Here is a 24,601-nt window from a genome sequence, read left to right on the forward strand (position 1 = left end):
CGGGTCGGTACGGGGGGGCGGAGGCGCCGCTGAAGGCGCCGTCCCGTGTGCCCACCCGTCCCGCCCTGCGGGACGATTGCCCACACGGCGGGTGGGCGGGGGCACCGCCCAGCCGGGCGCGGGCCAGCCCGCACGGCGAGGCTCCGTCGAGCGTGGCTCGGTCCGGCGCTGGCAGCTCCGTGCGCGGGCGCACGCGGCGAGGCCCCGCCGGGTGCGGGCCCGCGCGGCAGGGTCCGGCCGGGACGGACCGGCAGCTCCGGGTAGGGCGCTTCTGCCGCTCCGAGCTGCCGGGCCGACTGCCCGGGGAGCGGGGGCGGCGCGCCTAGCGTGAAGGGCACGGAGGCGAGAGGAACCGTTCGCCCCGGTCTCTCGGCCCTTTACCGGAGGAACTCAGCATGCCCCCCAGCAGAACGGAAGACCTGCTCGACGGCGGACCCTCTCCCGCCCCCGCGCCGCCCGTGCTCGACCTGATCGCCCACCAGACGCGTACCCGCCCCGACGCCCCCGCCCTGGTCCACGCCGACGCCCGCCTGACCTACGCCGAGCTCGCCGCGGCCGTACGGGAACGGGCCCGGCAGCTCACCGCGCAGGGCGCGGGACCCGGCCGCCTGGTCGCCCTGCACCGGCCCCGCGGCATCGACGCGATCGTCGGCCTCCTCGCGGTCCTCACCACCGGAGCCGCCTACCTGCCCCTCGACGTGCAGGCCCCGGCCGCCCGCAACGAGGCGATCCTCAAGGACGCCTGCGGCGACCTGGCACCGGCCCCCGCGGACGTCGCCCGGCACGGCGAACTCGTTCTCGGCGGTGCCGGCGCCGGAGAGGGCGCGGCCTACGTCATCTACACCTCCGGGTCCACCGGCACCCCCAACGGCGTGGTCGTCGCCCACGACTCCCTGGCCCACTTCATCGCCGGCGCGACCCCCGCCTACGGCATCGGCCCCGACGACGCGGTCCTCCAGTTCAGCCCGCTGCACTTCGACGCCAGCATCCAGGAGATCTTCACGACCCTCGGCGCCGGCGGCACCCTCGTCCTGCGCACCGACGACATGCTCGACGTCGCCGAACTCCTGGCCGGCTGTTCCCGGTACGGCGTGACCTACCTCGACCTGCCCGCCGCCTACTGGCACGAGCTCGTCTACGTCCTCACCACCGGCTCCGTCCGCCTCCCCGACAGCCTGCGCACCGTGATGATCTACGGCGAGGCCGCGCTGCCCGAGCGCGTCGCCCAGTGGCGCGGCCTCGCCGGCGACCGGGTCCGCCTCCTCAACGGCTACGGGCCCACCGAGACCACCGTCGTGGCCACCGTGGCCGACCTCAGCCGGCACGACTCCGGTCCCATCCCCATCGGCCGGCCGCTGCCCGGCGTCCGCGCGGCCGTGGTCGACGGCGAACTCTGGCTCCTCGGCGGCGGCCTGACCCGCGGCTACCTCCACCGCGCCGAGCTGAACGCCCGCCGCTTCACCGAGCTGGACGGCGAACGGGCCTACCGCACCGGCGACCTCGTCACCATCGGTGAGGACCGCCAGATCCTGTACCACGGCCGCCTCGACGACGAGGTGAAGATCGGCGGCCAGCGCATCGACCCCGCCGCCGTCGACTCCGTCCTCGCCGGCCATCCGAAGGTCCGTGAGGCCGCCGTCGTCGCCCAGCAGGACGGCGACGGCGTCAAGCGCCTCGTCGCGTTCGTGGTGACCGAGGGCGGCACGGGCGCGGAGGAGCTCCGCGACCGGGTGCGCGCGCTCATGCCGGCCGCCGCCGTGCCCGCCGTCTCGATCGTCGTCGCCCTGCCCCGTACCAGCTCCGGAAAGATCAACCGCAAGGCGCTGCGCACCGCCGACCCGCGCCTGCCCGTCGTCGACGAGGAACCCCTGCCCGCCGAGGACCGGGTCCCTCTCTCCCACGCGCAGCGCCGGCTGTGGCTGGTCGGCCAGCTCGACGGACCGTCCGCCGCCTACAACATGCCGATCGTCCTCGACCTGGACACGGCCCCCGACCGGGCCGCGCTCGCCGCCGCGGTGGCCGACGTCGTGGAACGGCACGAGGTGCTGCGCACCGTGTTCCCGGCCCCCGAGGACGAGCCGTACCAGCACGTCCTCGCCCCCACCGCCGTCCGGCTGCGCACGGTCGAGTGCCCGGCGGAGGAACTCGCGGCGCGCGTCGCCGCGTTCACCGCCGAGACCTTCGACCTCGCCCGCGAACTCCCCCTGCGCGTCGCCCTGTTCCTGCCGGACGACGGCCCCGGTGCGACCCTCGCCGTGCTCCTCCACCACGTCGCCGGCGACGGCTGGTCCCTCGAACCGCTGATGACCGACCTCGCCCACGCCTACGCGGCCCGCACAGAGGGCCGCGCCCCCGAACGGGAGCCGCTGCCCGTCCAGTACGCCGACTACACCCTCTGGCAGAACGACCTCCTCGGCGACAGTGACGACCCCGACTCCGTCGTGGCCCGGGGCCTCGCCCACTGGAGCGCCGCCCTCGACGGCCTGCCGGCCGCGACCGACCTCCCCCTCGACCGCCCCCGGCCCGCCGTACGGGACCACGACGGCGGCCTGGTGACCGCCATCCTCGCACCGGACCTCCACGCGCGGCTCGCCCTCCTCGCGGAGGAGCACGACGCCAGCCTGCTGATGGTGCTGCAGGCCGCGCTCGCCCTCGCCCTGCGCGCGGCCGGAGCCGGTGAGCGCACCGTCCTCGGCACCCCCGTCGCCGGGCGCGACGACGAGGCCCTGGACGACCTCGTCGGCTTCTTCGTCAACACGCTCGTGCTGCCGACCGACACCTCCGGCGACCCCGCCTTCACCGATCTCCTCCGGCGGGTCCGGGACACCGACCTCGCCGCCTTCGCTCACCAGCGGCTGCCCTTCGACCTCCTGGTCGAGCACCTCAACCCGCCCCGCACGCCCGGCGTCCACCCGCTCTTCCAGGTGATGCTCACCCTGCGGACCACGGGCCCCGACGGCGGCCCCTTCCGGTTCGGCCCGATCGAGGGCCGCTTCGCCGGCGAAGGACCGGCCACCACCAAGTTCGACCTCACCGCCGCCTTCGAGGAGCTCCGGGACCCCGACGGCGCCCCCGCCGGACTGCGGTGCGGCCTGGAGTACGCGCGCGACGTCCTCGACGAGGACACCGCCCGTATCCTGCTCGCCGCCCTGGAGCGCGCCCTGCGCGCCGCCGCCGGGCACCCCGAGGCGCGGATCCCGGACACCGGCCTCGTCGACCCCGACGCGCGCCACGCCCTGGACGAACGGCGCGCCCGCACCGCCGCGCGCTCCGCCGAGGCCGCCGACGAGGCGACCGCACGCACCGGCACGGAGCCGCCCGCCGCCCACACCGACACCCTGCGGGAGCTGTTCGCCGAGGTCCTCGGCCTCGACCAGGTCGGCCCCCACGAGGGCTTCTTCACCATCGGCGGCCACTCCATGAGCGGCGTACGCCTCGCCAACCGGATCCGCGCCCGCCTCGGCGCCGACGTCCAGGTCCGCGACCTGCTCCTCGCCCCCACCCCCGATGCCCTCGCCCGCCGCATCGCCGACCGCTCCACCACCCCCGACGCGGACGGCACGCCCGGTGCACCGGAACCCGCGCGCCCGCGGCCCGTCCCCCGTACGGACCGGCCGGAACACATCCCCCTGTCGTACGCCCAGCGCAGGCTGTGGTTCATCGACACCCTCGAAGGCCCCAGCGCCTCCTACAACATCCCGCTCGTCCTCAGGCCGGCACAGCCCCTCGACGCCGCCGCGCTCGCCGAGGCCCTCACCGACCTGTCCGACCGGCACGAGGTGCTGCGCACCCGCTACCGGACCATCGACGGCGAACCCCACCAGGAGATCCTGCGCGCCGTCCGGCCCGCCCTCGACGTACGGTCCGTCCCCGCCGGCCGGCTGCCGGCCGCCGTCGCCGAAGCCGCCGGACACGTCTTCGACCTGGCCGAGGAGACGCCCCTGCGGGCCACCCTCGTCATCCCCGACGACGGGAGCGGACAGGTCCTCGTCCTGCTCGTCCACCACATCGCCGCCGACGGCTGGTCCACCGGACCCCTCCTCGCCGACCTCGCGACCGCCTACGGCGCCCGCGTCGAAGGCCGTGACCCCAGCTGGTACCCGCTGCCCGTCCAGTACGCCGACTACACCCTCTGGCAGCGCGACCTGATCGACGGCCCGGCCGCCGAAGCCCACCTGGACTTCTGGGAGAAGAACCTCGCCGGCGCTCCCGCCGTCCTCGAACTCCCCTCCGCCCGCCCCCGCCCCGCCGAGGCCACCCACCGCGGCGGACGCGCCCCCGTCACCCTCGACGCCGCCACCCACCAGACCCTCGAAGCCCTGGCCCGGCGCAGCGGCGCCACCCTCTTCATGGTCCTCCAGGCCGCCCTGGCCGCCGTCCTCACCCGGCACGGCGCGGGCACCGACCTGCCGCTCGCCACCATGACCGCCGGACGGGACGACGAGACGCTCGGCGACCTGGTCGGCTTCTTCGTCAACACCCTGGTGCTGCGCACCGACACCTCCGGCGACCCCACCTTCGCCGACCTCCTCGAACGGGTCCGGCAGACCGACCTCGCCGCGTACGGGCACCAGGAACTCCCCTTCGACCGGGTCGTCGAGCACCTCAACCCGGTCCGCACCACCGCCCACCACCCGCTGGCCCAGATCGTCGTCCAGCTCCACCACGACTACACGGGCGACGTCCCCGGCTCGGCCGCCGCGAAGAGCCTCTTCCAGGAGGGCGGACCGGCGCTCCTCGACACCGTCTCCACCAAGTTCGACCTGACCTTCGCCCTGGGGGAGCGGCGGGACGCGGAAGGGCGGCCCGCCGGCCTGGCCGGCGGCCTGGAGTACGCCACGGACCTGTTCGACGCCCCCACCGCCGCCCTGCTCGCCGCCCACCTGGAGCAGACCCTGCGGGCCGCGGCCGCCGATCCCGGGGTACGGATCGGGGACGTCGCCCTGTTCACCGCCGCCGACCGGTTCCGGCTGGTCACCGAGTACAACGACACCGCATCCGTGGTCCCCGCCGCCCCGGACACGATCCACGGGCTGATCGCCCGCCGGGCCGCACGCACTCCTGACGCGCCCGCTCTGATCACCGGCGAGGAGACCGTCGGCTACGGAGCACTCGACGCCCGCGCCGGAGCTCTCGCCGCCCGTCTCCGGACCGCCGGGGTGCGCCGCGGCGACACCGTCGGCGTCCTCCTCGAACGCGGCACACCCCTGGTGGTGACCGCACTCGCGGTCCTGAAGTGCGGCGCCGCCTACCTCCCGCTCGACCCGCGGCTGCCGGAGGCCAGGCTCCGCCTGATGGTGGAGGACGCGGGGGTGCGGCTGGTCGCGACGGACTCGGGGCACGCGCCGCACGTCGCCGCCCCGGCCCTGGTGCTCGTGGACGCGCCCGGCGCGGGCGAGCCCCTCGGCGAGGACCCCCGTGCCACCGGTGACGACCTCGTGTACGTGATGTTCACGTCCGGTTCGACGGGCCGGCCGAAGGGCGTCGGCGTCACCCACCGCAATGTGGTGGAGCTCGCCGCCGACCGTGACGTCCGCGCCGGCGGACCGCACCGGATGCTGGTCCACTCGGCGACCGGATTCGACGCCTCCGTCTTCGAGATCTGGGTGCCGCTCCTGAACGGCGGCAGCCTCGTTGTCACCCCCGGCGACGGCACGGACCTGGCCGAGACCGCCCGCGCCGTCCGTGAACACGGCGTCACCGCCGCGTACTTCACCGTCGGACTCTTCCACGTCATGGCCGACGAGGGCCTGGACACCCTGCGGCTGCTCCGCGAGGTGTGGACCGGCGGCGACGTCGCCGCCCCGGCCGCCGTCCAGCGGGTCCTCACCCACTGCCCGGACACCGTCCTCGTCCACTCCTACGGCCCCACCGAGACCACCTTCGCCTCCCACAACCAGTGGTTCGGCACCGGCGAGCGCGCGCTGCGGGGCACCGGGCTCCACCTCGGCCGGCCGATGGACAACACCCGCAGCCACGTCCTCGACGACGCGCTGCGCCCCGTCCCGCCGGGCGTCCCCGGCGAGCTGTACATCGCCGGCTCGCACGTGGCCCGCGGCTACGTCGGCCGGCCCGGTCTGACCGCCGAGCGGTTCGTCCCCGACCCGTTCGAGCGGGACGGCAGCCGCATGTACCGCACGGGCGACCGCGTCCTGTGGACGCCCGCCGGCGAACTCAGGTTCCTCGGACGGGCGGACGGCCAGATCAAGCTGCGTGGCGTACGGATCGAACCCGGCGAGGTCGAGCGGGCCCTCGCCGCGCATCCCTCCGTCGGCCAGGCGCTCGTCGTGGTGCGCGAGGACCGGCCCGGCGAGAAGAGCCTCGTCGGCTACGTCGTCCCCCGCGCCGACGCGGCGGTCACCGAGGCCGGGCTGCTCGCCGAGGCGCGCGCCACGCTCCCCGAGCACCTCGTGCCGTCCGCCGTCGTCGTCCTCGACGCCCTGCCGCTGACCGTCAACGGCAAACCGGACCGCACGGCCCTTCCCGCCCCGCACCGGCCCGCCGCCGAGGGCGGGCGCCGGCCCCGGAACGCCCGCGAGGAGGTGCTGTGCGCGCTGTTCGCCGAGATCCTCGACGTGCCCCGGGTCGGCATCGACGACAACTTCTTCGCCCTGGGCGGCCACTCGCTGCTCGGCGTCCGCCTGGTCAACCGCGTCCGCGGTGTCCTCGGCATCGAGCGCACCGTCCGCGACCTGTTCCGCCTGCCCACCCCCGCCGGACTCCTCGGCCGGTCCGAGGACGACGGCGACGGCGCGGCCGCAGCCCTGGGCGTCCTGCTCCCGCTCAGCACCGGCGGCACCCGCCGCCCGCTGTTCTGCGTCCACCCCGGTACGGGCGTCGGCTGGGCCTACGCCGGCCTCGCCCGTCATCTCGGCGACGACCAGCCGCTGTACGCGCTCCAGGCCCGCGCGCTGAGCGAACCCGACCACCGGCCGCGCAGCGTCGAGGAGATGGCCGACGGCTACCTGGAGCAGATCCGGCGGATCCAGCCCTGGGGCCCCTACCGGCTGCTCGGCTGGTCGTACGGCGGCCTCGTCGCCCACACCATGGCGGTACGGCTCCGCGAGGCCGGCGAGCGCGTCGAACTGCTCGCGCTCCTCGACGTCCACCAGACCGGACCCGGCAGCGTCTCCGTACTCCCGCCCGAGCAGCGGACGGCGGCCGCCGCACCGGCGGATCCCGGCGACCTCGCCACGGCGATGGAGGACATCCGCCGCGAGGACCCCGTCCTCGCCGGATTCTCCGACGCGGAACTCCGCGCGGTGCTCCGCGCCTCCGAGACCCACGCCGCTCTCATGGCACGTCACGTGCCGGGCGTCGCCGACACCGACACGGTGTTCTTCACCGCCCGCAGACCGGGGGAGCGGGAAGGCGCTCTCGCCGCCACCTGGATTCCCTTCACCGACGGAGTCGTCGACAACCACACCGTCGAATGCGGACATCTCCAGATGGCCGAACCGGAACCTCTCGAAAGAATCGGAAGAATAGTCGCGGAGAAACTCTCCGCGCTTCAGAAAGAAGAAACGAGGAGCCAGTCATGAGCGAGTCCGTGAACCCCTTCGACAACGCCGAGGGCACCTTCCACGTCGTCGTGAACGACGAGGGACAGCACTCCCTGTGGCCCGCCTTCGCGGACATCCCCGCGGGCTGGACCAGCGTCTGGGGCGCCGGGAACCGCGGCGACGCCCTGGAGTACATCACCACCAACTGGACGGACATCCGCCCGCGCAGCCTCGTCGCCCAGTACGCCTGACCCACCCCGGCCGAGCGCCGTGCCCCGCAGCCGATGCGGGGCACGGCGCTTTTCCCGTTCCCGCCGGCAAGGTGACGGAGTGGAAATTCCGGAGCGAAAGTGCCGGTCCGTGCTGCCGGTCCTACTTCCCCTTCCGGAATCCCCGGAAATCTATCCTCGACACATGAAGATACTTCTGAGCGGAACCGCATCGGATTCCCACACATGGAATCTCGTGTACCTCCGTCTCTTCCTCGAGGAACAGGGCTACGAGGTCGTCGGGCTCGGTCCCTGCGCCCCGGCCGAGCTGCTCGTCGCCGGCTGCCTGCGGCACGCGCCCGACGCGGTCGTGCTCAGCAGTGTCAACGGGCACGGCTACCGCGACGGACTGGCCGCCGTCCGCGGGCTGCGCGCCGAACCCGCCCTGGCCGGCCTCCCCGTGGTGCTCGGGGGCAAGCTCGGCGTCGTCGGACACCGCCAGGAGGCGGACGTGGCACGGCTGACCGAGGCCGGCTGCGACGCCGTGCTCGGCGAGGACCTGGACGCCCTGCGCGAGTTCCTCGCCGCCCGCGCCCGCAGGGAGGTGCCGGCTTGACCGCCCCGGCCCCCGACTTCGGCGGCTTCGTCGCGGAGTCCAGAGCCGCCGGCCGGCTCGTCGTCCAGCCCCGCATGGGCTTCGGCGACCCCACCCGCATGCGGGCCGGACTCGCGAGCACCAGGGCCGCCACCGCCCACACCGCGGGCACCCTGACCGTCGACAGCTACACCCGCGTCGGCGACCTCGCCGCCGCCCGCGCCGCCGTCGCCGAGGGAAGCCGCCTCAACGGCTACCCGATCGCCGCACACTCCCCGGCCACCACCCGGGCCGTCCTCGACGGACTCCACGACGCCGACTTCCCCGTACAGGTCCGGCATGGCTCCGCCCGCCCCCTCGCCATCGTCCGGGCGCTCACCGAGGCCGGCCTCGACGCCACCGAAGGCGGCCCCGTCTCCTACTGCCTGCCCTACGGCCGCACCCCCCTGCGGGAGTCCGTCGCCGCCTGGGCCCGCGCCTGCGAACTGCTCGCCACCGGCGCGCGCCCCGGCGCCGTACCCCACCTGGAGAGCTTCGGCGGCTGCCTCCTCGGACAGCTCTGCCCGCCCGCCCTGCTGGTCGCCACGAGCCTCCTGGAGTGCCTGTTCTTCGTCCGGTACGGGCTGCGCAGCGTCTCGCTCAGCTACGCCCAGCAGACCCACCCGGCCCAGGACGAGGAGGCCCTGCGCGCCCTGCACCGGCTCGCAGCCGAGTTCCTGCCCGGCGACATCGACCACCACGTCGTCCTCTACACGTACATGGGCGTCTACCCGCGCACCGAGCAGGGCGCCACCCGCCTCCTGGAGGCGTCCGCCCGCCTCGCCGTGCGCTCCGGCGCCGGCCGCCTCATCGTCAAGACCACCGCGGAGGCCCACCGCATCCCCACCGTCGAGGAGAACGTCCGGGCCCTGGAGACCGCCGCCGCGGCCGCCGCGCTCGCCGGGCCCCCGGCACCCGGCCCCACGGACGCCGGGGACGGCGAGGTGTACCAGGAGGCCCGCACCCTCGTCGAGACCGTCCTCGGCCTCCACCCCGACCTGTCCCGGGCCCTGCCCGCCGCCTTCGAACGAGGGCTGCTCGACGTGCCCTTCTGCCTCCACCCCGACAACGCCGGCCGCTCCCTGGGGTTCGTCGACCCCGAGGGCCGCCTCCGCTGGGCCCGCACCGGCGCCATGCCGATCCGCCCGGACACGGCGGCCGACGCGGCCCCCCTCACCTCGGCCGGGCTGCTCGCCGCCCTCCACCACGTCGCCGACCACTACGACAGCCCCCGGCACCGCGACGACGGCGAGGACCACGACCGCCCGCAGGCCACCCCGCTGACCGTCTGAACGCCCGGGACCACCTGCTCGCGGTCTGCACCACCTGCTCGTCGTCCGCACCGCCCGCTCGCGGTCCGCACCACCTGCTCGTCGTCCGCACCGCCCGCTCGTCGTCCGCACCACCCGCTCGCGGTCCGCACCACCTGCTCGTCGTCCGCACCACCTGCTCGTCGTCCGCACCGCCCGCTCGCCGTCCGCACCGCCCGTGACCCACCGAACAGGAGCCCCGCCATGGACCAGCCCCACCTCACCGGCGCACCGGCCACCCCGCCCCCGCTGGGCGAGCACCTCCGCTCGCCCCGGCTGCGCGCCGCCATGCTCGTCCAGCAGGAGGCCCTCCACGCCGCCCGCGCGTTCCTCCGCGGCGAGGGCTTCACCGAGCTGCTGCCCCCGCTCGTCGGCCCCGTCACCGACCCCGGCGGCCGCGGCGCCAAGGCCCTCGACGTCGACTACTACGGTCACCCGTACAAGCTGATGACCAGCGCCATCCTCTACAAGCAGGCGTCCCTCCGCGGCTTCCCCCGGCTCTTCTACGTCGCCCCCAACGTGCGCGTCGAACCCGAGGAGACCGCCACCACCGGCCGTCACCTCGTCGAGTTCCACCAGATCGACGTGGAGATCGCCGACGGGACCCGCGAGGACGCCCAGGAGATCGCCGCCGGCCTGCTCACCCACGTCACCGAGCACGTGTGGACCGCCGTCCCCGAGATCCTCGGTGAACTCGGCCGGATCGAGGGCGACTTCACGGACGTCCGCTCCGGCAAGTACGACGTCTGCACCCACGACGACGCCGTGGCCCGCCTCCTCGCCGCCGGTCACCCGCAGAATCCCGACGGCGAGATCGACTGGGCCGGCGAGCGGCTCCTCTCCCTGGAGAGCGACCGCCCCTTCTTCGTCAACGACTACCCCAAGGGCTCCCGCGGCTTCTACGACCGCGAGGACCCCGACCGCCCCGGCGTCCTGCGCAACTTCGACCTGATCGCCCCGCACGGATACGGCGAACTCGTCTCCGGGAGCGAGCGCGAGGCCGACTACGCCACCATCGTCACCCGCATGCGGGAGAGCGGGGAGAACCCCGCCAAGTACGCCTGGTACCTCAAGGAGGCCCGCGAGGGCATGCCGTCCAGCGCCGGATTCGGCATGGGCCTGCAGCGCCTGGTCCGCTTCCTCACCGGGCTCGACGCCCTGTGGCAGGTCAGCGCCTACCCGAAGCTCCCCGGGGTGGTGGCCCCGTGACCGCCCTCAGCGCCCCCGGCTTCCCGGAGCGCGCGATCCGCGCCCGGGCCCGCAACGGCACCGCCGAGGTCTTCCCCGACTCCGCCACGTACGGCACGAGGCTGTACGGACCGGGCGCCGGCACCGCCACTGCCGACGCCCTCGACCGGGCCGCGGTCCCCGACTCCCTCGACCGGGCCCGCATCGTCCCGCCCGTCTTCATGCCCCAGCGCCTCGAGAAGCTCATCGACCTCGCCCGCGAACCGGAGTTCACCGACGTCGACCTCGGCTCGCGCGTCGGCGGATTCACCGCACGGCTGCCCCTCTACCTGTCCGCCTTCGGCTCCACCCGTGCCGGCAGCGGCGACCTCGCCGTCCACGCGAGCCGCCAGGCCGCGCGCCTCGGCATCCCCATGGTCATCGGGGAGAACATGATCCCCGTCCACGGCTACCGCCGCGCCGGCGACGCCACCCGCTCCGCGCTCCTCGCCCGGGTCGAGGCCTACCTCGACGCCGCACCCGACGGAGCCGGCGGCATCGTCGTCCAGCAGTCCACCGAGGACGCCGACTCCGAGGTCTGGAACCTCCTCTACAGCGACCCCGCCTTCCGGCCCCTCCTGGAGACCGGACGTCTCGCCTTCGAGCTGAAGACCGGTCAGGGCGCCAAACCCGGCCTCGGCGGCATGACCGTCGTCGACCGCGCCGAGGCCGAGCAGCTCGCCCGCCGCTTCACGGTGCGGGAGGTGCTCGACCCTGAGGGCGAACGCCAGCTGCGCTGCGCCACCCCCGGAACCTTCACCGACGAGATCCTCCGCCAGCAGCTGCGCTTCATGCGCAACAACTTCCCCAAGGCCCGCACCTGGGTGAAGTTCCACCCCGGCCGCGACATCGCCCGCGCCGCCCGCACCGCCTGGTCCGCCGGAGCCGACGCCGTCACCGTCGACGGCGCCGAAGGCGGCACCGGCTGGGCCCCCGGTGTCTTCCTCGACCACGTCGGCCTGCCCCTCGCCGAATGCCTGCGCCGCATCGGCCGCCCCGACGGCTGCCTCCTCGCCACCGGCGGCATGTGGGAAGGCGGCCGCGCCCTCCGCGCCCTCGCCCTCGGCGCCACCGCCGTCGGCCTCGGCCGCGCCGCCCTCGTGGCCGTCGACGAGGACCCCGAACACGGCCTGGAGCGCCTCGCCGACAGCATCGCCCTCGAACTGCGGCTGCTCATCAGCGCGTTGGGCAAGTACACCGTCGACGCCCTGGACCCCGAGGACCTGTGGTGGCCCGACGGCCACCCCACCCACGCCGATCGCGCCGTCGACCCGGCGCCCGCGGTCGTCACCGACCCGGCGGGAGCGACGTCATGACCGTGCACCGGCGGCGCGGCCGGAACCGCGCCGTCCACGCCTGCTTCTCCGTCCGGGAGGCCCCGGGCATCACCGTCGCGGTCTCCCACGACGAGACCGCGGGTGGCGCCGTGGCGGTCTCCCACGACGGGACCGGCCTCGTCGCCACGGCCCGGCACACGGCGCAGCGCGCCCTCGCCGAGGCCGGCCGCGGCTACCTCGGCGGCCGCGTCGAGCTGCGTACGCCCCGGCCCCCCGCCCCTCCCACGTCCCGGCCCAGCGCCTTCGGCACGCGCCGGCGACGCGCCGTGCGCCGGGCCGCCGACCGCGCCGTCGCCCTGGCCGTCGCCGCCACCCTCCGGGGCGAGTCCGCCGGCGTCCGGGTCCACGTCCGTCCGCCCCTCTGACCGGGGCAGTCGCCGCACTCCCTCGCCGCCGTCGCCCCGCGACCTCACCCGCCCCCCCCGCACGCCCCTCTGACCGGGGCCGACTCCGCACTCCCTCGACCCCTGCCCCAGCCCGCCCCGCGACCCGGCCCCACCACGCACCCGTCCTGGCTCCGCCTTCCTCGACCACAGAAAGCCGACCCCATGGGAACGACCCCCACGACCAGCGCACCGGCAGGCGAAAAGTCCGCCGTCGACTGGCGCCGCGTCAGCAGTCTCGTCATCGGCCAGGCCGCCGTGCAGGCGGGCAGCTTCGCCCTCCTGATCGCCATGAGCTGGACGGCGGTCCAGCTCGGCGGCCGTGAAGCCGTCACGTACGTCACCCTCGCCGCCACCCTGCCGCGCGCCCTGCTGCTCCTGTTCGGCGGAGCGCTCGCCGACGTGCTCGGCCCCCGGGCCGTCCTGCTCCGCGCGACCAGCGTCCGCGTCCTCGTCCTCGCGGCCGGAACGGTGGTGACCGCCACCACCGAGACCCTCTGGCCGCTGATCGCCGTCGCCCTCGTCGACGGCGTCCTGCTCGGGCTCACCGGCCCCGCCTCGGGGGTCCTGCTGCCCCGCCTCGCCCCCCAGGAACAGCTGGGCCGCGCCAACTCCCTCTTCTCCATGGTGCTGCGCCTCGCCCCCATCGCCGGATCGCCCCTCGGCGCCTGGCTGGTCGTCGTCGGAGGACTGCCCGTGGCCATGACGGCAGCGGCCGCCGGCTGCGCCGTCTGGCTGGCCTGCGCCACCCACGTCACCCACGGCATGGCACGGCCCGAGCGCGTCCCCCAGGGGCCGTCCCTGCTGCGCCGCTCCGGCGACGGCTTCCGCCTCCTCGCCGCGCACCCGCGCCTGCGGTGGATGTTCGTGGCCTGCTTCTGCATGGACCTGGCGTTCCTGTGGCCCGCCGAGGTCGCGCTGCCCCTGCGGGCCGCCGACGAGGGCTGGGGCGTCGGTGCCGTCGCCATGGTCCTGTCCGTCTTCGGCGCCGGCGCGCTGGCCTCCGCCGCCCTGGGCGCGGCCCTCGCCCACCGCATCCCGGCGCACACCAAGCTCGTGGTGACCGGTGTCGGCCTCGCGGCCGGCATGGCCGCCATGGCGCTCGTCCCCTCGCCCGTCGTCCTGGCCGCCACGGCCGGCGCCGTCGGCCTGCTCTCCGGCCTCAACGGACCGGCCCTGGTCACCGCCTACCAACAGGCCGTCCCCGAGGGCCGGATGGGCGCCGCGATGTCCACCTTCGCGCTCTCCGGCATCGGCGCGGCGCCGCTGTCCCTGGCCGTGTTCAGCCCCGTCTCGCTCTACCTCGGGGTGACCGGGACCTGGTTGCTCTGCGCGGGCCTCGCCCTCCTCTCGCCGGTCGCCGCGGCCGTCGCCCTGCGCGGCGGGGCGGCCGGCGCCGCGCCGCGCGCCGACGCCCGTGCCCGTACCGCACCGGAGCCCACCGCCACTTCCGTGTGAGGCAGACATGATCCAGCTGGTTTCCCCGCCACCGCCGGCAGCTCCTCCGGCCGGCCTCCTGATCCCTTCCGCGCTTCCGCCCCTGACCTCGGCCCTGCCGCGGCTGCCCGGGCTCCGTCCCGCCCGGCCGCAGCTGTGGCTGGTGGCCACGGACGTCCACCAGGACACCGTCACCCGGTACGCGCCCCTTGTCCTGGACACGGGCGAACTGGCCCGCGCCGGGGAGTTCCGCCGTTCCGGCGACCGCGCCACCTACCTGTGCGCGCACGTCGGGCTCCGGCGCCTGCTCGGCGCGCACCTGGGCGTCGGGCCCCGCACCGTGTCGGTGGCCCGGGCGCCGTGCCCGTGCTGCGGCGAGCCGCACGGCCGTCCCGTACTGCCCGACGGGCGCCTGCACTTCTCGCTCTCGCACTGCGAGGGGCTGAGCCTGATCGCCGTCGCGTCGACCCCCGTCGGCGTGGACATCGAGCGGGTGCCGGCGCCGCACACGGTCACGGAGGCGTCGGAGGTCCTCCACCCGGCCGAGTCGGCGGAACTCGCCGCGCTCACCCCCGCCCTCCGCCCCGCCGCGTTCGCGCGGGTGTGGACCAGGAAGGAGGCCTACCTGAAGGGGCTCGGCATCGGCCTGGGCGCCGATCCGTCCTCCGAGTACGTGGGCGCGGGACCGCTTCCCGCCGCGCCGCCGGGATGGCTGCTCGCCGATGTCGCCGTCCCGGACGGTCACCACGCGGCCGTGGCGCTCCGGCGGTGAGGGCCCCCGGGGCACTGGACCGGGGGGGGCCGGGCGGTGTGAGCACGTGAGCACGTGAGCACGTGAGCACGTGCGTACGGGCTCACGCCTCCCGGAGCGGGCCCTCGCCGGCGCCGTCGGGCAGATGGATGTCGAGGACGCAGATGTCGTCCCGGTTGCCCGTACCCGTACCCGTACCCGTGCCCGTTCCCGCACCCGTGCCCGTCGCGGCGAGCGTTCGAGCGAGCATCGGGTGGCCGCCTCGCAGGAGACGCAGGGCCTTCACCGCGAGCCGGTCGAGACCCTGGGAGAGGTCCTCGCCCGGCTCCTCCACGAGGCCGTCCGTGTACAGCAGCAGGTGGTCCCCGGGCAGCAGGGCGAGCTCGGACTCCTCGTACCGGGAGCCGTGCGAGGCGCCGAGGAGACACCCCTCGGGCTGGGGCAGGAACCTCGCCTCGCCGTCCCGGATCAGCAGGGGCGGCAGATGCCCGGCCCGGACCCAGGACAGGCGGTGGTCCCAGGGCTGGTAGCGCCCCATCACCATGGTCGCGGTGGTGGCCCGCTCGTCGGCGGCCGTGTGCAGGAGGAGGGCGTTGAGCCTGTCGAGGACGTCGGGGAGCCCGGAGCCCGTGATCGCCATGCCCTTGGCGGTGAACCGGAGCTGGGCCATGGTGCCGACGGCCGCCAGGCCGTGGCCGGCGACGTCGCCGACGACGAACAGCGCGCTCCGGTCGGGCAGTTCGATCGCGGAGTACCAGTCGCCGCCGACATTGAGGCCCCGGTCGGCCGGGAAGTAGGCGACGTCGACGCACAGGTCCGCGAGTTCCAGCGACTGCTCGGGGATCGGCAGCAGGGTGTCCTGGAGGCGGGCGCCGAGCGCCCGTTCGGCCTTGAGCATGCCGCGCTGGACGAGGTTGTGACGTTCGCTGTCGCGCAGGGCGAGTTCGGTGCCCTTCTGCGCGGTGAGGTCCTGGAAGAAGCCGTGCGCCTCGACGGGGGTGCCGTCCGCGTCCCGCTGGGCCTCGGCGACGATCCGCAGGTGTCGCACCCCGTGCGCCGTGGAGATGCGGAAGCTCTCGTCGACGGCCCGGCCCTCGACGAGCAGCCGCCGCACCGCCGTGCCGATCCGCGGCAGGTCCTCGGCGACCAGATGCCGGGGCAGTTCCTCCAAGGGCATCGGCCCCAGGGCCGGTTCGCGGTCGAAGATGACGTATACCTGGTCGGACCAGGTGATGGTGCCCGTGGACAGGTTCCAGCCGGCCCAGCCCAGGTTTCCCAGGCGCTGCATGTCGGCGAGACGGCGGGTCTCACGCGCGGCGGTGTCGTGCCGGATCCAGGAGACCACGAGCCGTCCGCCGAGCCGGGAGGCGCGGACCGAGTACACGGACTTCTGCGGGACGCCCGCGGTCACCTCCTCGTACGTGAAGGGATCGCCCTCGTGGACCGCGCCGGTGACGAGCGTGTCCAGGTATCCCTCCCACAGGGAGGTGCCCGCGATGGTGGGGTACGTCTCCAGGATCCGCCGGCCCACCAGTTCCTTGCCGCGCCGGCCTGCCACGTCGACCGCCTCCGGCGTCGCGGCGTCGATCAGGTAGTCCTCGACGTCCCCGGTCCCGGACCGTAGCGGGGTCAGCAGGACCGCGGGGCCCGTCAGGGCGTCGAAGATCGTCTGGACGGCGGCGACGTCCTCGTCGGACGGGCGGGTCGCGTGCTGCCCCCCGTCCACCCTCAAGGGCCCGCTGCACAGCCTGACGGCCCGGCGCAGCAGGGTCCGGGTCCGCGCGTCGAAGGGACCCGGCAAAGTGCGGAAGAAGCCGACGACCGTCGTCATCGGCAGACTGCCGGGCACCGGGATCCAGGCCCGCGAGGGCCACCGCTCGGGCGGGTCCCCGATCAGGAGGTATCGGGCGGAGTCCCGCTCCGGGTCGTCGAGCCACAGCGCCTCCTGGAGGCCGACGGCCTCCAGCGCGGCGACACCGCTGAGGGGAGGGATGTGGCTCCACTGCTCGGCGAGCGCGTCGCCGACACCGGCGCTGCCGACCAGCTCCAGACTCCCCGCCGTCGCCACGGCGTAGATCATCACCCCGCCCACGGCTGCCGTGGCGCCGAGGGCGGCCCGGAGCAGCTGTGCGACGTCGTCCGGGGTCCGCGCGGCCGTCAGTCCCTTGGCCAGGACGGCCAAGGCCGTCCGGTGCCCGGCCGGCCGGGCACCGCCGACGAAGTAGCGGTCGCTGCGGAAGGGCGACGGGCCGTTCTCCCGAGGAAGGCCGTTCTCCTGCGGGAGGCCGCGCTCCCGAGGAAGGACGTTCTCCCTCGGCAGGCCGGGTGCGTTCGGCGCGGGCCGAGCGCGCCCCGTACCGGCCTCGCCCCGGATCCGTCCCAGGGTGATCCAGCACTCCTCCAGGAGGGTCCGCCGGTGCTGTTCGGCCCGGTCGAGGAGGAGCTCCTGGGCAGCCTCCGCCGCCAGGCCCATCTGAGCCATGACGACGCCCTTGGCCCGTTCGAGGACGGCGGTCATCGAGGCGCCGCTCTCCAGGTCCACGACCTCGGCACGCAGTCTGGCAACGACCTTGGCCAAGGCCAGCACCTCGGGTGCCGCGCCCTCAGCTGCGTCGGGGGCCACGAAATCGCCCTCCATACACCTGAGCATGCCACGCCGGGCCCAGAACGCACCCCGGTGCCCGGACGGGCCCGGACGAGGACAGTCCGCACCTGTCCGTCACGGTGCATGACGACCCGGTTGCCATCCGTCGTCGAGGGGGTGTCCGAGCGTGGGGGACCGGCGCCGTGGGAACGCTGACGGGAGGCCGGGTAGTGCGGAAGCGCGGGGGTGGAGCCGATGAGTCGCCGGAAACTGCCGTACCTCACCCACCACGGCAAGCCGTACCCCAGGCAGGACGAACACACCCGGATCGACCCGGCCGACGGCACGGTCCGTGTCTACGAACACTCCTTCCGCAGGTTGCTCGACGGCGAACGGGCACCTTCCGTCTTCCTCGTGCGGGCCCCGGGTCCCCGGGACGGCTCGGGGTCCCTCGTCGCGTGCACGCCTGAGGAGTGCCGACGCTGGATGCGGGCCGCCGTCGCCTACGTCACCGCCGTGGACGGCGTCACCGCCGAACTCTCGGCGGCCCACCGTCGGGCCGCATCCGTCCCCTGGCGGCGGGAGTTCGCCGCACGCCGCGCCTTCGCCGACTGGGAGGCGACCAGACAGCGCTACGAGGAGGCGATGCGGGAGGCCGCCGAGGCGTACGAGCCCGTCGGCCACGCGATCCGGGAAGCCGTTCGGGCGGCGGAGGAGAGAGCCGCCGCGTCCGCGCGCGAACGGGTCCGGCAGGCGGAGGAGGCCAGGCTGCGGCGCGCGCGGCTCGCAGAGCGGACCGTGTGGGGCTGGTCGGTGGTGACGGAGCCCCGGGGGACGGCCGTGTACGTCTTCCGTCACGACGTCCCTCCCGCGGAGGCGCCCGCCTCGGCCCTCCCGCAGGACAGCCCCGGTGTCGACCTGCCGGGGCCGCGCCGGGCACTCAAGGAGCTCGCACTGCCCGACGTGCTGTGGGACGCGGCCGCGCTCGCCGAGACGGAGCGCGAGCTGGCGGACGTCGGCTTCGGGCGCTGGTGGCGGGACCAGTTCTACGAGGACCACCGCACCTTCACCTAGAGCCTGTCTCTTTGACTGGTGAGTAACTCGTGGTGGGTCTGGTTAGTCTGCTGCGATGACGGACAGCGAGCTGATCATTGACCTGCGCGGTCGGCTGATCGAGACACTCGACGACTTCTGGGACGCGGTGAGCGAGCCGTGCGGATTGCCGGAGTGGTTCGGCCGGAACCTGGACGCGTGGTCGGACACGATTCAGACCCGGGGCATCTCTGAAGTGATCGACATGTACGACATCCTGATCGTGCACGTCGACCAGCTGGGCCTCTTCAACGGGCACCGGCAGGAGGCCAACATCCTGGCTGGCATCTTCGACGGAGAACAGAACCGGCTCGTCGTCCATCGGTCGGCCTGACGAACCCTTCGGACGCCTTGCTCAGCGCCGGGTCCAGATGAGGATCGCGGCAAGGTGCAGTGCGGCCTGGTAAGCAATGGCGAGCTTGTCCGTCCGCATGGCCAGGCCGCGCCACTGCTTGAGCCGGGCGATGCACCGCTCGACGGCATTGCGTTCCTTGTATGTCTCGGCATCGAAGGCGGGCGGGCGGCCTCCGGCGCGGCCTCGCCGCAGACGGTGGCCGATCTGGTCGGAGGGCTGAGGGATGACAGCGCGAATGCCGCGTCGACGCAGGTGGCTCCGGATCGTGCGGGATGAGTATGCGCGGTCTGCCAGGACGGCATCGGGTCGGGTTCTCGGTCGTCCGGGGCCGGTGCGCGGAACACGGATGGCGGCCATGACGGTCTCGAAGGCCGGGGCGTCACCCGCCTGACCCGCGGTGACGCGAAGGGCCAAGGGCCGTGCGTGGCCGTCGCTGGCAAGGTGGACCTTTGTGCTCAGGCCGCCGCGGGAGCGTCCGAGCGCGTGGTCGTCGGGTTCGACCCGGCCTGGAGCCCCTTTTTCCGGGCGCCGGCGGCGTGCTGGTGAGCCCGGCAGACGGTGGAGTCCACCGACACGGTCCAGCCGATGTCGTCAGCCCCCTCGGCCGCTGCCAGCACCGCGGCAAGGATGCGTTCCCAGGTGCCGTCCACGGCCCACCTGATCAGGCGTTTGTGGGCGGTCTGGAACGAGCCGAGCTCGTCCGGCAGATCCCGCCAGGGCGAACAGGTGCGGTACTTCCACGCGATGGCCTCAAGGGTGCGGCGGTGATCGGCCCACCGCCGGCCACGAACCGGATCGGCCGGCATCAGCGGCTCGATCCGGTCCCACATCGCATCAGTGATCACTAACCGGACAGACATATCCGATCAACTGATCAACCCATCAAAGAGACACGCTCTAGCCGCCTCCCGAACGGCGCCCCTCCCGGCGCAACCCCTCCGGTGGCACCGCCACCGGCGGCACGGGCGGCTTCAGCGGCGGGTTCAGCTGTGGCGGCGGTTTCTGACATGGGGACGCCGGCCCCGGGTGACAGGACCCGGGGCCGGCGCGACCGTTCATCTCCGGGTGCTCACCACGTGACCGTGCGGCCGCCGAAGGCCACGACGAGGCGGCCGTCCGAGGCGTAGGACCAGCTGAGAGCCCCGCTGTACGAGGAGCACCGGGAGCCGTTGGAGCCGGACCAGAACTGGTTCGAGGCGTCGACGTCACCGAGGGTCCGGTCGTTCGTCCCGCCGGTGGTGCTGCGGCAGGAGGTGTTGCTCCGGAAGACAGAAGTGCCCGCGTCGAAGGAGAAGTTGCGCTGGGCGTTGTCGATGCTGATGTTGTTCGAGACCGTCATCGAGCCGGGATTGCTGTTGTACGTGAAGCCGTGCTTGCCGTTGTGGAAGGCGATCGTGCGCCGCACCACGTGGTCGACGGCGATGTCCTCACCGCCGAGCTTGAAGCCGTTGCGGTCACCGGCCCCGGCCTGGGACCCGTCGCTGAGGGTGCCGTTGTCGTAGGAGAGGGAGTCCTCGATGGTCACGGGTCCGATGGGGCCGGTGTCGGTCTTGGTGTAGAGGTCCCAGCCGTCGTCGATGTTGTGGTGCGACACGGCGTACCGGAACACGTTGCCCGTGCCGACGGTGAGCTTCGCGGCGAAACCGTCGGCGTCCTCGCCGTCGGAGTCGGCGTTGTCGTGCGATTCCGCGCTCAGGATCAGGTTGTCGGACGGCCACTGGTCGCGGGGCGTGGTGGAGGCGATGCGGCCGAGCTGGAGGCCGGTGTCGCGGTTGAAGCGGGTGACCGTGCGCTCGATGACGTTGTCGCTGCCGCCGACGTAGATGCCGTTGTCGCCGGCGCGCTCGACGACGAGTCCCTTGACGTGCCAGTACGAGCCGTTCAGGGCGAGGCCGCGGTTGGCCGGGTCCTCGGTCATGGCCGAGAAGTTCAGGACCGGGGTCTCGCCGGGGTAGGCGGAGAGGGTCTTCAGGGCGCCCGCCGTGCCGTTGTTGCCGGCCGGGACGGTGATGGTCGTGGAGGGCCGGTACGTGCCGCCGCGCAGGTAGATGGTCCCGCCGGCGGCGACGCGGCTGATGGCCGAGGCGAGCGTCGTGGGGTCGGACTGCGTTCCGGACGCGCCGTCCGTGCCGTTCGGATCGACGTACAGCGCGCCGCCCGTCGGGGGCGGGGCGTCGGCGGCCGTGACGTTCATGGAGTCGATGTTGGGCAGGCCGGCGGCGGTGGTGGGGTCGAGCCGGACGGTGTTGCTGCCCGCCTTGAGTGACACGGTCAGGGCCTTGGTGGTCCAGGCGGACCAGGTGCCCGTGGACTCGAACGACGGCGTCTGCACGGTCGACCCGTTGACGACGAGGCCGGCGGGCCGCGCCGTGGTGGTCCCGTTGGCGAAGCGTACGACCAGCGTCGCCGTTCCGGCGGCGGGGGCGTTCACCGTGAACTGCGCGTAGGCGCCGACGGCGTTGGTGCCGTTGCAGAAGCCGCTGCCGGTGTAGCCGGACCAGTCGGAGTCCACGGTGCCGCTGCAGACGGCGGGCGAGGTCTCGGCCTCGTACAGGGTGGACGCGGCGTGCGCGGTGTTCACGGACAGGGCGACGAGCGTGCCGGCCAGCAGGCTCACGCAGGCCGTGACGGATCGCAGATGCATCTGGGGGCTCCAGGAGGGGGATGGACGGCGTTCCGGGACTGGACGAGAAAGCGCTTTCTCCGGAAGCTAGAGGTGCTGCCGCGGACACGTCAATGGTCATGTACGTGAATGCCGTACGCACTATTGAACATTTACGGGACTGAGGTAGGCATGGAACGGAGATCGGGGCCCCGACGTTCACCCGACAAGTAAGGAGCGAAGGCGATATGACGGCAGTTCTGGTCCTCGTCGGTGCCCTTGCCGGGGTCATGGGCCTCTTCACCTGGCTGGCCGCGCACGTGCGGCGCCGGGGCGGCGCGGGCGCGGGCATCGCGGCGGCACTGGCCGCCCACGACGAGGCGTTCCGCGTGACGGCGTACGAATCCCACTACGAGATCCAGGCACAGGCCTCACGCAAGGCGCCACTCCTCTCCCCGGACGACCGCTGGACCCCCACCCGAGCCGAAGCGGCACGCCGCTCCCCGCCACGCGCCCGGAAGACCCTCCGCCACCGGATCGACGGCCTGCGCGCCAGACGCCGGCGCCCTTGAGCCGGAGCGCCGGGCTCACCAGCATGCCGCCGGAGCGAGCAAGGCCCGCCAGACCGGGCCGGGCCCGACGACCACGGTCGCTCCCGCGGCGACTTGAGCACGAAACCCCACCCGACCGGCGACGGCCACGCACGGCCGATGCCCGTCCGTGTCACCGCAGACCAGGCGGGCGACGCACCAGCCTTCGAGGCCCTCATGGCCGGCACCCGGGTCCCGCGAAGCATGCCGGGAAGACCGAAGAGTCGGCCGGATGCCGTCCTTGCCGACCGCGTGTACTCGTTCCGCGCGATCCGGAGCCACCTTCGCCGACGTGGGATCAGCGCCGTCATTCCTCGGTCCTCCGACCAGGTCGGCCACCGTCTGAGGCGGGGCCGCGCCGGCGCCCGCCCGCCGGCTGCCGACGCCGAGACCTACAGGCAGCGGAACGCGGTCGCACGATGCGTCAACCGGCTCAGGCGGTGGCGCGACCTGGCCGTACGAACGGACAACTCGCCATCGCCCACCAGACCCCACTCCACCTCGCAGCCAACTGCCTTCGAATCAGCGAGCGTCCGTCGAGCAGGTAGTCCCGAGGCGCGCCGACACCTGGCGGGTATTGCCGGACAGGACCTACGAACGGCGGGCCAGTAGATGGGCGTCGAGGAAACCCCGTTCGGAGGCCGGATCGTGGAGCAACCGGGCGAAGGGAACGAGCCCGGCGTCGGTCATCAGTTCGGCGAGTTGGTCCGCCGGCCAGCTGTAGGCAGGTGCCACCTTGTGGTCGAACCGGACCGGCTCTGGTCCGTCGGTCCCGAAGAAGGAGACCAGGAGCAGACCGCCTGGCGCCAGGACGCGTACCTGCTCGGCGAGCAGCTCCGGCAGTTCCCGCGGAGGGGTGTGGATCATCGAGTAGTGGGCGAGTACGCCGCCGAGCGCGCCGTCCTCGATCGGCAGGGACTCCATCCGCGCCTCCTGGAAGCGCAGCGCCGGATGAGCCCGCCGGGCGTGGTCGACCATGCCGGGGGAGAGGTCGAGTCCAAAGGAGTCCAGGCCCAGTTCGTGCAGCATGGCCGTCAGATGTCCGGGCCCACATCCGACGTCCGCTGCCCGCAAGTTTCCCGTCGCGCGAACCAGTTCTGCGAAGGTGCCGATCATGGCCCGGGCGAACGGCTGTGTCTCCAGCCGGTCTGCGAACAGCGATGCGTACAGCTCGACGACTCCGTCATAGGCCGCCTTGGTCTCGTCCTGATGATTCGCCACAGGTAGGACCCTATAGCCGGTCTGATAATTGATCTTGTGACAGGTCGAGGTGAGGTGACGGACGTGGTGTGGGAGCGGATTGAGCCCCTGTTGCCGCAGGCGGACGGGCGTGGCCGTCCGTGGCGTGATCATCGGCAGGGGGGTAATGGTGTGCTGTGGCGGCTGCGGACCGGGGCTCCTCGGCGCGACCTGCCCGAGCGGTACGGGCCGTGGCAGACCGTCTACGAGCGGTTCGCCCGCTGGGAGGCGGACGGCACCTGGGCAAGCTGTTGGAGCACGTCCAAGTCCGCGACGACGCGGTGGGCCGGGTGGAGTGGACCGTCGCGGTCGACTCCACGATCAACCGGGCCCATCAGCACGCTGCCGGTTCCGGCAGAAAGAACGGGGCCGCAGACAGGGACGAGCTGGAGGCCCCGGGAAACTCACAGGAGTGCCAGGCCCTCGGTTCGCTCCCGAGGCGGCCTGACCACCAAGGTCCACCTCGCCGTCGATGGTCGAGGTCTGCCATTGTCGATCGTGCTCACGCCTGGCAACGCCAACGACGCCACCGCGTTCGCCCAGGTTCTCGACGAGATCCGCATCCCGCGCATCGCCACGGGGCCGCCCGGGCACGACGCCGACACGGGTACGGGGCGACAAAGCGAATTCCAGCCGGAGGATCCGCCACCTGCTGCGGCGGCGGGGCATCGCAACGATTCCGAACGCCGGACCAGGTGGCTAACCGCCGTCGACATGGGAACCTCGGCGGCCGCCCACCCGCCTTCGACAAGGAGATCTGCCGCGACCGCAACGTGGTCGAGCGATGCTTCGCCCGTCTCAAGTAGTTCCGTGCGATTGCCACCAGGTTCGACGAACTCGCCACCCGTTACCGGGCCGGAGTCGTACTGGCCTCGCTGATCCTCTGGCTTAAGACGTCGGCCAGCCGGGCACCGGCTCGCCCGGCCAGAGCGAGGCCGACCTCGGTCAGCACCGACCGCATTCGTTCGGTCCGTTGGCTGTGCCGCCGAGTCAGGCCCACGACCTGCTCGACGAACGTCCGCCGTCCGCAGGAGGTGTCTTCGCACGTGAAGCGCCGGACAAGAAGCCGCAGCACCACCCGCGTCCCGACACAGGGAGGTCAGCGGGAAACCGCAGGTAGGAGCCGTGCACCCGCCCCGACCAGCTTCCGCAGTCTGGGCACTGAGCCCCGGCTTTCCTCCATCTGACACCGACTCGGATCACCTCGCCATCGTCCTGCACCGACATCACCCTGATCTCCGGAGCCGCCAGGAAGAGCAGCTCTTCCAGCCGGAGCAGTAACTCGCGCACAGCCCAGAACCATCAGCCCGAACGCAGTCGGCACCGGCAGTTTCCAGACGAATGCGCGA

General features: G+C 73.5%; 17 protein-coding genes and 1 pseudogene. 14 read left to right on the top strand and 4 right to left on the bottom strand.

Annotated elements, in window-relative coordinates; genetic code table 11:
- The first annotated feature begins 395 nt into the window (after positions 1–395).
- From ACN9M0_RS37235 to ACN9M0_RS37275, 9 genes are all read left to right on the top strand, one after another.
- Positions 396–7,541, top strand: coding sequence for an amino acid adenylation domain-containing protein (locus ACN9M0_RS37235; protein WP_426405087.1), 7,146 nt, complete (start codon positions 396–398; stop codon positions 7,539–7,541).
- Positions 7,538–7,753, top strand: coding sequence for an MbtH family protein (locus tag ACN9M0_RS37240; protein WP_426405088.1), 216 nt, complete (start codon positions 7,538–7,540; stop codon positions 7,751–7,753). The genes ACN9M0_RS37235 and ACN9M0_RS37240 overlap by 4 nt, the downstream gene beginning before the upstream one ends.
- A 163-nt stretch (positions 7,754–7,916) precedes the next feature.
- Positions 7,917–8,327 (top strand): cobalamin B12-binding domain-containing protein, encoded by a 411-nt coding sequence (locus ACN9M0_RS37245; RefSeq protein WP_366042900.1) that lies wholly within the window; start codon positions 7,917–7,919, stop codon positions 8,325–8,327.
- Entirely contained in the window at positions 8,324–9,637 is a 1,314-nt protein-coding gene (locus ACN9M0_RS37250; RefSeq protein ID WP_366042901.1) for a methylaspartate mutase, read from the top strand. Before ACN9M0_RS37245 ends, ACN9M0_RS37250 begins: the two co-directional genes overlap by 4 nt.
- A 222-nt stretch (positions 9,638–9,859) precedes the next feature.
- Positions 9,860–10,864, top strand: a complete 1,005-nt coding sequence (locus tag ACN9M0_RS37255) for an asparagine synthetase A (protein WP_426405089.1) — start codon at positions 9,860–9,862, stop codon at positions 10,862–10,864.
- Positions 10,861–12,198 carry a glutamate synthase-related protein gene (locus ACN9M0_RS37260; protein ID WP_426405090.1) on the top strand — a complete coding sequence of 446 codons (1,338 nt, stop codon included), beginning with the start codon at positions 10,861–10,863 and terminating at the stop codon, positions 12,196–12,198. Before ACN9M0_RS37255 ends, ACN9M0_RS37260 begins: the two co-directional genes overlap by 4 nt.
- On the top strand, positions 12,195–12,584 hold the full coding sequence (locus ACN9M0_RS37265; protein ID WP_426405091.1) for a hypothetical protein: 390 nt from the start codon (positions 12,195–12,197) through the stop codon (positions 12,582–12,584). The genes ACN9M0_RS37260 and ACN9M0_RS37265 overlap by 4 nt, the downstream gene beginning before the upstream one ends.
- A gap of 183 nt (positions 12,585–12,767) precedes the next feature.
- A complete protein-coding gene (locus tag ACN9M0_RS37270) occupies positions 12,768–14,060 on the top strand; it encodes an MFS transporter (protein ID WP_426405092.1) in 1,293 nt (430 codons plus the stop codon).
- 7 nt (positions 14,061–14,067) lie between these two features.
- Positions 14,068–14,811, top strand: a complete 744-nt coding sequence (locus ACN9M0_RS37275; RefSeq protein WP_426405093.1) for a 4'-phosphopantetheinyl transferase family protein — start codon at positions 14,068–14,070, stop codon at positions 14,809–14,811.
- Positions 14,812–14,893: 82 nt separating this feature from the next.
- On the opposite strand, the gene ACN9M0_RS37280 is transcribed toward ACN9M0_RS37275, so the two are convergent.
- Positions 14,894–17,377 carry a SpoIIE family protein phosphatase gene (locus ACN9M0_RS37280; RefSeq protein ID WP_426405388.1) on the bottom strand — a complete coding sequence of 828 codons (2,484 nt, stop codon included), beginning with the start codon at positions 17,375–17,377 and terminating at the stop codon, positions 14,894–14,896.
- 252 nt (positions 17,378–17,629) lie between these two features.
- Here ACN9M0_RS37280 and ACN9M0_RS37285 point away from each other — a divergent pair, with 252 nt between their 5' ends.
- Together ACN9M0_RS37285 and ACN9M0_RS37290 are read left to right on the top strand one after the other, a co-directional pair.
- Positions 17,630–18,448 carry a hypothetical protein gene (locus ACN9M0_RS37285; protein WP_426405094.1) on the top strand — a complete coding sequence of 273 codons (819 nt, stop codon included), beginning with the start codon at positions 17,630–17,632 and terminating at the stop codon, positions 18,446–18,448.
- 55 nt (positions 18,449–18,503) lie between these two features.
- Positions 18,504–18,800, top strand: coding sequence for a barstar family protein (locus ACN9M0_RS37290; protein WP_399702163.1), 297 nt, complete (start codon positions 18,504–18,506; stop codon positions 18,798–18,800).
- Positions 18,801–18,821: 21 nt separating this feature from the next.
- Here ACN9M0_RS37290 and ACN9M0_RS37295 read toward each other — a convergent pair.
- A protein-coding gene (locus ACN9M0_RS37295) for an IS5 family transposase (RefSeq protein WP_399702165.1) occupies positions 18,822–19,681 on the bottom strand; the annotation gives its coding sequence in 2 pieces (ribosomal slippage) (positions 18,822–19,339 and positions 19,339–19,681; 861 coding nt in all).
- A 209-nt stretch (positions 19,682–19,890) separates the two neighbouring features.
- Positions 19,891–21,465 (bottom strand): carbohydrate-binding protein, encoded by a 1,575-nt coding sequence (locus ACN9M0_RS37300; protein WP_366042405.1) that lies wholly within the window; start codon positions 21,463–21,465, stop codon positions 19,891–19,893.
- A 206-nt stretch (positions 21,466–21,671) separates the two neighbouring features.
- Between ACN9M0_RS37300 and ACN9M0_RS37305 the strand changes: the two genes are divergently transcribed.
- The gene (locus ACN9M0_RS37305; protein WP_366042404.1) at positions 21,672–21,995 is read left to right on the top strand and encodes a hypothetical protein; all 324 of its coding nucleotides are present in this window, start codon (positions 21,672–21,674) and stop codon (positions 21,993–21,995) included.
- Positions 21,996–22,005: 10 nt separating this feature from the next.
- Positions 22,006–22,561 (top strand): annotated as a pseudogene (locus tag ACN9M0_RS37310) (IS5/IS1182 family transposase); the annotation flags it as partial.
- A 43-nt stretch (positions 22,562–22,604) separates the two neighbouring features.
- Here ACN9M0_RS37310 and ACN9M0_RS37315 read toward each other — a convergent pair.
- The gene (locus ACN9M0_RS37315) at positions 22,605–23,234 is read right to left on the bottom strand and encodes a class I SAM-dependent methyltransferase (protein ID WP_399695069.1); all 630 of its coding nucleotides are present in this window, start codon (positions 23,232–23,234) and stop codon (positions 22,605–22,607) included.
- Between the two features lie 66 nt (positions 23,235–23,300).
- Between ACN9M0_RS37315 and ACN9M0_RS37320 the strand changes: the two genes are divergently transcribed.
- Entirely contained in the window at positions 23,301–24,131 is an 831-nt protein-coding gene (locus tag ACN9M0_RS37320) for an IS5 family transposase (protein WP_426405389.1), read from the top strand.
- The last annotated feature ends 470 nt before the right edge of the window (positions 24,132–24,601 follow it).

The organism is Streptomyces sp. R-07 (assembly GCF_049913175.1).
Lineage (GTDB): Bacteria > Actinomycetota > Actinomycetes > Streptomycetales > Streptomycetaceae > Streptomyces.